Raw genomic sequence first — 5,480 nt, 5'->3', positions numbered from 1 at the left:
TGTGGATCTGGTCGAGCATGCGCTGGTCGTTGGTGTAGGAGTGGATCGTGGTCATGAAGCCGCGCTCGATGCCGATGACATCGTTCAGCACCTTGGCGACCGGCGCGAGGCAGTTGGTGGTGCAGCTCGCATTGGAGATGATCACGTCATCGGCGGTCAGCGTCTCATGGTTGACGCCGTAGACGATGGTCTTGGTGACGCCCGTCGCAGGCGCGGAGATGATCACGCGCTTGGCTCCGGCGGCAAGGTGCGGGCGCGAGGCCTCGTCCGACTGGAAGAAGCCGGTGCATTCGAGCACGATGTCGATGCCCATCGCCGCGTGCGGCAGCTTGCCCGGGTCCTTTTCAGCGGTCACCGCGATGCGCTTGCCGTTCACCACGATCGCGTCGCCCTCGGCCTTCACTTCGCCATTGAAACGGCCATGAACCGAATCATAGGCAAACAGCAGCGCGTTCGAGGCGGCATCGGCGAGATCGTTGATCGCGACCAGTTCGAGATCGTGGTCGGTGCGCTCGAGAATGGCGCGAGCGACGAGACGGCCGATGCGGCCGAAGCCGTTGATGGCGACTTTGGTAGCCATGAGAGGTACTCCTGCTTAGTTCCTGAGCTTGTTCACGATTTTCGGGACGATGGCGTCGACGGTGAAGCCGAAATGGGCAAACAGATCCTCGGCCGGAGCCGAGGCGCCGAAGCTGTCGATCCCGATGTTGATACCCGAGCGGCCGGTGTAGCGTTCCCACCCGAGCGTGGAGCCCGCCTCGATCGAGACGATCAGCGCGTCAGCCGGCAGCAGGTCAGCCTTGTAGGATTCGCCTTGGGCATCGAACAATTCCATGCACGGCACCGACACGACATCCGCGCCAATCCCCTGAGCTTCGAGCTCATCGGCGCATTCCACCGCCAGCGCGACTTCCGAACCGGTGGCGACCAGCACGACCTTGCGCGCGGCCGACGCGGCGCGCAGGCGGTAGCCGCCCAGCGCGCAGCGGTTGGTCTCCTGCGTCCAGTTCTCCTCACCCTCGCCGCGCAGCTGCGGAAGGTTCTGCCGGGTCAGAGCCAGCACCGAAGGAGTCTCGGGGGTCGAGAGTGCCATCGCCCAGCACTCCGCCGTCTCGATCACATCGGCCGGGCGGTAAACGTTGAGGTTGGGGATCAAGCGCAGGCTCATCACCTGTTCGATCGGCTGGTGGGTCGGCCCGTCCTCGCCCAGCCCGATGCTGTCATGCGTCAGCACATAGACCACCGCGGTCTGTTGCAGCGCCGAGAGGCGGATCGCGTTGCGGCAATAGTCGGAGAAGATCAGGAAGGTGCCGCCATAGGGCACGATCCCGCCATGCAGCGCCATGCCGTTCATCGCCGCCGCCATGCCGAATTCGCGGATGCCGTAATAGACGTAGCGACCCGAATAGTCCGCGGCCGTCAGCGGCAGGGTCGACGGGGTCTTGGTGTTGTTCGAGCCGGTGAGGTCGGCCGAGCCGCCCACCAGCTGCGGGATCGCCGCGGTCAGCGGGCCCAATGCCATTTCCGAAGCCTTGCGGGTCGCAACCTTCTGCGGGTTGGCGGCAAGACCACGGATATGGGCCTCGATCGCCGCGGACACGTGTCCGGTGATCGGTGCCATCTGGGCGAGGAAATCATCCTTCTTCTCCGCCGCCTCGAGCCGCCCGGCCCAGGCGCCATGAGCCGCGCGGCCCGGCTCGCCGGCCATGTGCCAGTCGGCGAGGATCTCGGAAGGCACCACGAAGGGCTCGTGTGACCAGCCAAGCGTCTCGCGCGCCGCCGCCACTTCCGCCCCGCCCAGCGCAGCGCCGTGGACCGCATGGCTGCCCTGCTTGTTGGGCGCGCCCTTGCCGATCACCGTGCGGCAGGCGATCAGCGAGGGACGCGGGTCGGCCTTGGCCTCCTGCAAGGCGCGGTCGATGTCGGCGAAGTCATGCCCGTCGCATTCCGTCACGTGCCAACCGGTCGCGATGTAGCGCGCCTTGATGTCCTCGGAGGAGGACAGATCGGTCGCCCCGTCGATGGTGATGCGGTTGTCGTCCCAAAGCACGTTCAGCCGCCCGAGCTTGAGGTGCCCGGCAAGGCCGATCGCCTCGTGGTTGATGCCCTCCATCAGGCACCCGTCGCCCGCAACCACCCAAGTGCGGTGATCGACAAGGTCGTCGCCATAGACCGCGTTGAGGTGCCGCTCGGCCATCGCCATGCCGACTGCCATCGCGAGACCCTGCCCCAGCGGGCCGGTCGTGCATTCGACACCGTCGAGCAGGAAGTTCTCGGGGTGCCCCGCACACGGGCTGCCCAGCTTCCGGAAATCGCGGATGTCGTCGATCGTCGGCGCTGCGTAGCCGGTGAGGTGCAGCAGGCTGTAGATCAGCATCGAGCCGTGACCGGCGCTCAGCACGAAGCGGTCACGGTCGGCCCAGTCGGGCGCGGTCGGATCGAACTTCAGATGGCGCGTGAACAGCACCGACGCCGCATCGGCCATGCCCATCGGCATTCCCGGGTGCCCCGAGTTGGCTGCCTCGACTGCGTCCATCGAAAGGGCGCGGATGGCATTGGCCATCGGCTGAAGGCGGGCGGCATCGAGGCTCATCGGCACGCTGTTCTCCTGCGGTGGTCACCCGCGCACCCTCACGCGATTCGACCCCGGTTCCGGTCGGCCTGTGCCATTGCCGAGCCCAAGGGGGAGGTCAACCTTTGCCGCTGCCAATCACCGCCCGGCGCCCGTCAGCCACTTATCAACAGCCCGCCCCAAGGCTTTGCGCGGGCAGTCTTCTGTTGGTATCGGTAACGCCCATGAGTGCCGACCGCATCGCATCCGCGCTGACCCGCATCGAGGCCGCGATGGCGCGCATCGAGACCGCGCGCGACAAGCTCGGCGATGGCGAGGCCAAGGCCGGCGGCAGTTCGGCGCGGGTCGTGGAGCTGGTCAATGTCCATGAGAAACTGCGCGAGCAAGTCGCGGAAAGTCTTCGGGAACTTGACGATCTTCTGGCGGCGCTCGAGGAGTAGGCTGGCCCCATGAGCACCGTCACTCTCAGCATCGGCCCCAAGAGTTATCCGGTCGCCTGCGCCGACGGGCAGGAGGCGCACATCACCGCGCTCGGCGCGATGATCGCCGAGAAATATGCGCAGCTCGGGAGCGCGCGCGCGCCGCTGGAGGCGCAGAACCTCGTCTTTGCGGCGCTGTTTCTCGCCGACGAGCTGGCCGAGGCAAGGAAGCGCATCGCCGAGATCCCCGAGCCTGCGCCCCCGCCGGAACCCGATACGGCCGAACTCGACGCGGCGCGCGAGACCATCGCCCGGCTGGAAGCCGAGCTTGCCGATGCGCGCGAGGCGGCGGCCCGCCCCGCTCCCGCGCCAGAGCTACCCGTGCCCGCGCCCGTCCCGCAATTCGACCTGTTCGGAGCGCCGCTTGCCGCCTCGGCCACCGACGCAGACCTCGCCGCACGCCTCGAAGCGCTCGCCGCCGCTGCCGAGGCCAGCGCCGCCGCGCTTGAAGCTGCCGCCGCGAGCGCCTAGATAGAGGACGGCGGGACTGCCCGGCACGAGCCGATTGAATATCCCTGAGGCTATAAGTAATCCAAATGGGAGCTGTCCCTGCCCTTGCCTGCCGGTTCGTCCGGAAGTCTTGGGCATACGGCGCCCACCTGACGTACCACGCGTCAGAGGATTTCTAGCGCAAACGACCCATGGTGGTTCCGTCACTCTTTTGATGTTCGCGCGCCATCCGGCGCGCGAAATCCTCGCTCACACGGCCTGAAGGCCGCGTCGCTGCGGGCGGTCGTTCGGCCTTGCGGGCCTGCGGCCCGTTGCAGTCCTCCCGTTGTCGCTGCGCGACAACTGCGCTTCCAGGGGAAGGCGACCACCGTAAGTGGTGGAGGGGCGAGCAGGTGGTTGAGCTTGCCGCCATCAGGTCGGGGGTCTACCGCCTGTAAAGATGACCGACCTTACCAAATCCGAACTCCGCAAGACCCTCCGCGCCGCGCGCAAGGCCCATGTCGAGGCCCTGCCGGATTCGATCCGCGGCCTGCTGTTCCACCGGCCCCCTGCCCCGCTGCTTGCGCGCATTCCGGCCGAGGCGGTGATCGGCGTCTATCATGCCGGCCCATGGGAGGCCCCCGCTGCGGCCTATGCCCGCTTCTTCCGCGATGCCGGGCACACCATCGCCCTGCCCCATTTCGCGCAACCGAAAGCCCCGATGAGCTTCCGCCACCACACCGACCCTTACGCGCAGGACGATCTGGAAGTCGGCCCCTTCGGCATCCTCCAGCCTGCCGCCGATGCCGAGTCCCTCGTACCCGACGTCCTGTTCGTGCCGCTGGTGGGCTTCACTCCCGCGCTCGATCGGCTAGGACAAGGCGGCGGGCATTATGACCGCTGGCTTGCGGAACATCCCCCGCAACTGGCCGTTGGCCTCGCATGGGACGCGCAAGTTTGCGATACCCTGCCGACCGAAGCCCACGACAAGCCGCTCGATGCGGTCGTCACCCCCACCCGGATCTACGGAAACCTCTAGACATGCGCGAGACCCCGACCTGGCGAATCCCCTTCGGCATCGTCAGCCTGTTTGTCGTCCTGATGGTCTATGGCGTGGTCATCGCCCGTTATGCGCCGGGCATCATCGGCGGCTGGTCCGGGGCTGCGCAGACGGTGGTCTACCTGATCCTTGGCCTGGTCTGGCTGCTGCCCTTGCGGCGCTTCCTGATCTGGATGGAGACGGGAAGCTGGAGCCCGCCCGCACCGGAAACGAAAAAGGCGGACTGAACGCCCGCCTTTCGATGGCCCTTGCGGCCTTCCTCAAGAACAAGTGGCGCGAGTGACGGGGCTCGAACCCGCGACCTCCGGCGTGACAGGCCGGCGCTCTAACCGACTGAGCTACACCCGCGCATCTTGTCCTTTCGAGCGTTCCGGCAACGCCGTCCCGCTCGTGGAGCAGCGCCATTAGGGCCGGCTTGGCGGGCTGTCAACGCCCTCGCGCAGCCCCTTGACGCAATTATTTCACCTAGTCGACCAGCAGCAGCGCCGGGGTCTCGATCAGCCGCTTCACGCCCTGGATGAAGCTTGCAGCATCATGCCCGTCGACCACGCGGTGGTCGCAGGAGATCGAGATGTTCATCAGCTTGCGCTTGGCGATGCGCTCGCCCCCCATCCCGTCGGGGACGAACATCGGCCGCTCGACGATGCGGTTGGGGCCGATGATCGCCACTTCCGGACGGTTGATGACCGGGGTGGTCGCGACACCGCCGAGGGGGCCCAAGGAGGTGACGGTGAGCGTCGAGCCCGAGAGCTCTTCCGAACTCGCCTTGCCGCTGCGCGCCGCCTCGGCGAGCCGTCCGATCTCGCGGGCGAGCTGCCACAGGTTGCGGCTCTGCGCGTCGCGAATCACTGGCACCATCAGGCCCGCATCGGTCTGCGCCGCCATGCCGAGATGCACCGCGCCGTAGCGGGTGACGACATTGGCCTCGTCATCATAACGC

7 protein-coding genes, 1 tRNA gene and 1 other RNA gene are annotated in these 5,480 nt (G+C 67.0%); 5 read left to right on the top strand and 4 right to left on the bottom strand.

Annotated elements, in window-relative coordinates:
• The coding region (locus tag NBV68_RS17255) for a type I glyceraldehyde-3-phosphate dehydrogenase (protein WP_296312219.1) at positions 1–580 on the bottom strand (580 nt) is incomplete at its 3' end.
• A gap of 15 nt (positions 581–595) precedes the next feature.
• Positions 596–2,593 carry a transketolase gene (tkt, locus tag NBV68_RS17250; RefSeq protein WP_296312217.1) on the bottom strand — a complete coding sequence of 666 codons (1,998 nt, stop codon included), beginning with the start codon at positions 2,591–2,593 and terminating at the stop codon, positions 596–598.
• Positions 2,594–2,796: 203 nt separating this feature from the next.
• Here tkt and NBV68_RS17245 point away from each other — a divergent pair, with 203 nt between their 5' ends.
• From NBV68_RS17245 to NBV68_RS17225, 5 genes are all read left to right on the top strand, one after another.
• Positions 2,797–3,012 carry a hypothetical protein gene (locus NBV68_RS17245; RefSeq protein ID WP_296312214.1) on the top strand — a complete coding sequence of 72 codons (216 nt, stop codon included), beginning with the start codon at positions 2,797–2,799 and terminating at the stop codon, positions 3,010–3,012.
• Between the two features lie 9 nt (positions 3,013–3,021).
• Positions 3,022–3,522, top strand: a complete 501-nt coding sequence (locus tag NBV68_RS17240; protein ID WP_296312211.1) for a cell division protein ZapA — start codon at positions 3,022–3,024, stop codon at positions 3,520–3,522.
• 10 nt (positions 3,523–3,532) lie between these two features.
• A non-coding RNA gene (gene ssrS / locus NBV68_RS17235) (6S RNA) lies at positions 3,533–3,706 on the top strand.
• A gap of 234 nt (positions 3,707–3,940) precedes the next feature.
• On the top strand, positions 3,941–4,519 hold the full coding sequence (locus tag NBV68_RS17230) for a 5-formyltetrahydrofolate cyclo-ligase (protein WP_296312207.1): 579 nt from the start codon (positions 3,941–3,943) through the stop codon (positions 4,517–4,519).
• Between the two features lie 2 nt (positions 4,520–4,521).
• The gene (locus NBV68_RS17225) at positions 4,522–4,767 is read left to right on the top strand and encodes a DUF2842 domain-containing protein (protein WP_296312202.1); all 246 of its coding nucleotides are present in this window, start codon (positions 4,522–4,524) and stop codon (positions 4,765–4,767) included.
• A gap of 44 nt (positions 4,768–4,811) precedes the next feature.
• Here the strand turns inward: NBV68_RS17225 and NBV68_RS17220 are convergent.
• Together NBV68_RS17220 and NBV68_RS17215 are read right to left on the bottom strand one after the other, a co-directional pair.
• Positions 4,812–4,888: transfer RNA gene (locus tag NBV68_RS17220), tRNA-Asp, on the bottom strand.
• Positions 4,889–5,005: 117 nt separating this feature from the next.
• A partial coding sequence (locus NBV68_RS17215) for a 2-oxo acid dehydrogenase subunit E2 (RefSeq protein ID WP_296312199.1) occupies positions 5,006–5,480 on the bottom strand: 475 nt, incomplete at its 5' end.

The sequence above is a fragment of the Erythrobacter sp. genome, assembly GCF_023653175.1.
Classification (GTDB): Bacteria; Pseudomonadota; Alphaproteobacteria; order Sphingomonadales; family Sphingomonadaceae; genus Erythrobacter.
Note: the sequence above shows the minus strand (reverse complement) of the source record. Positions and strands in the feature narration are given on the sequence as shown.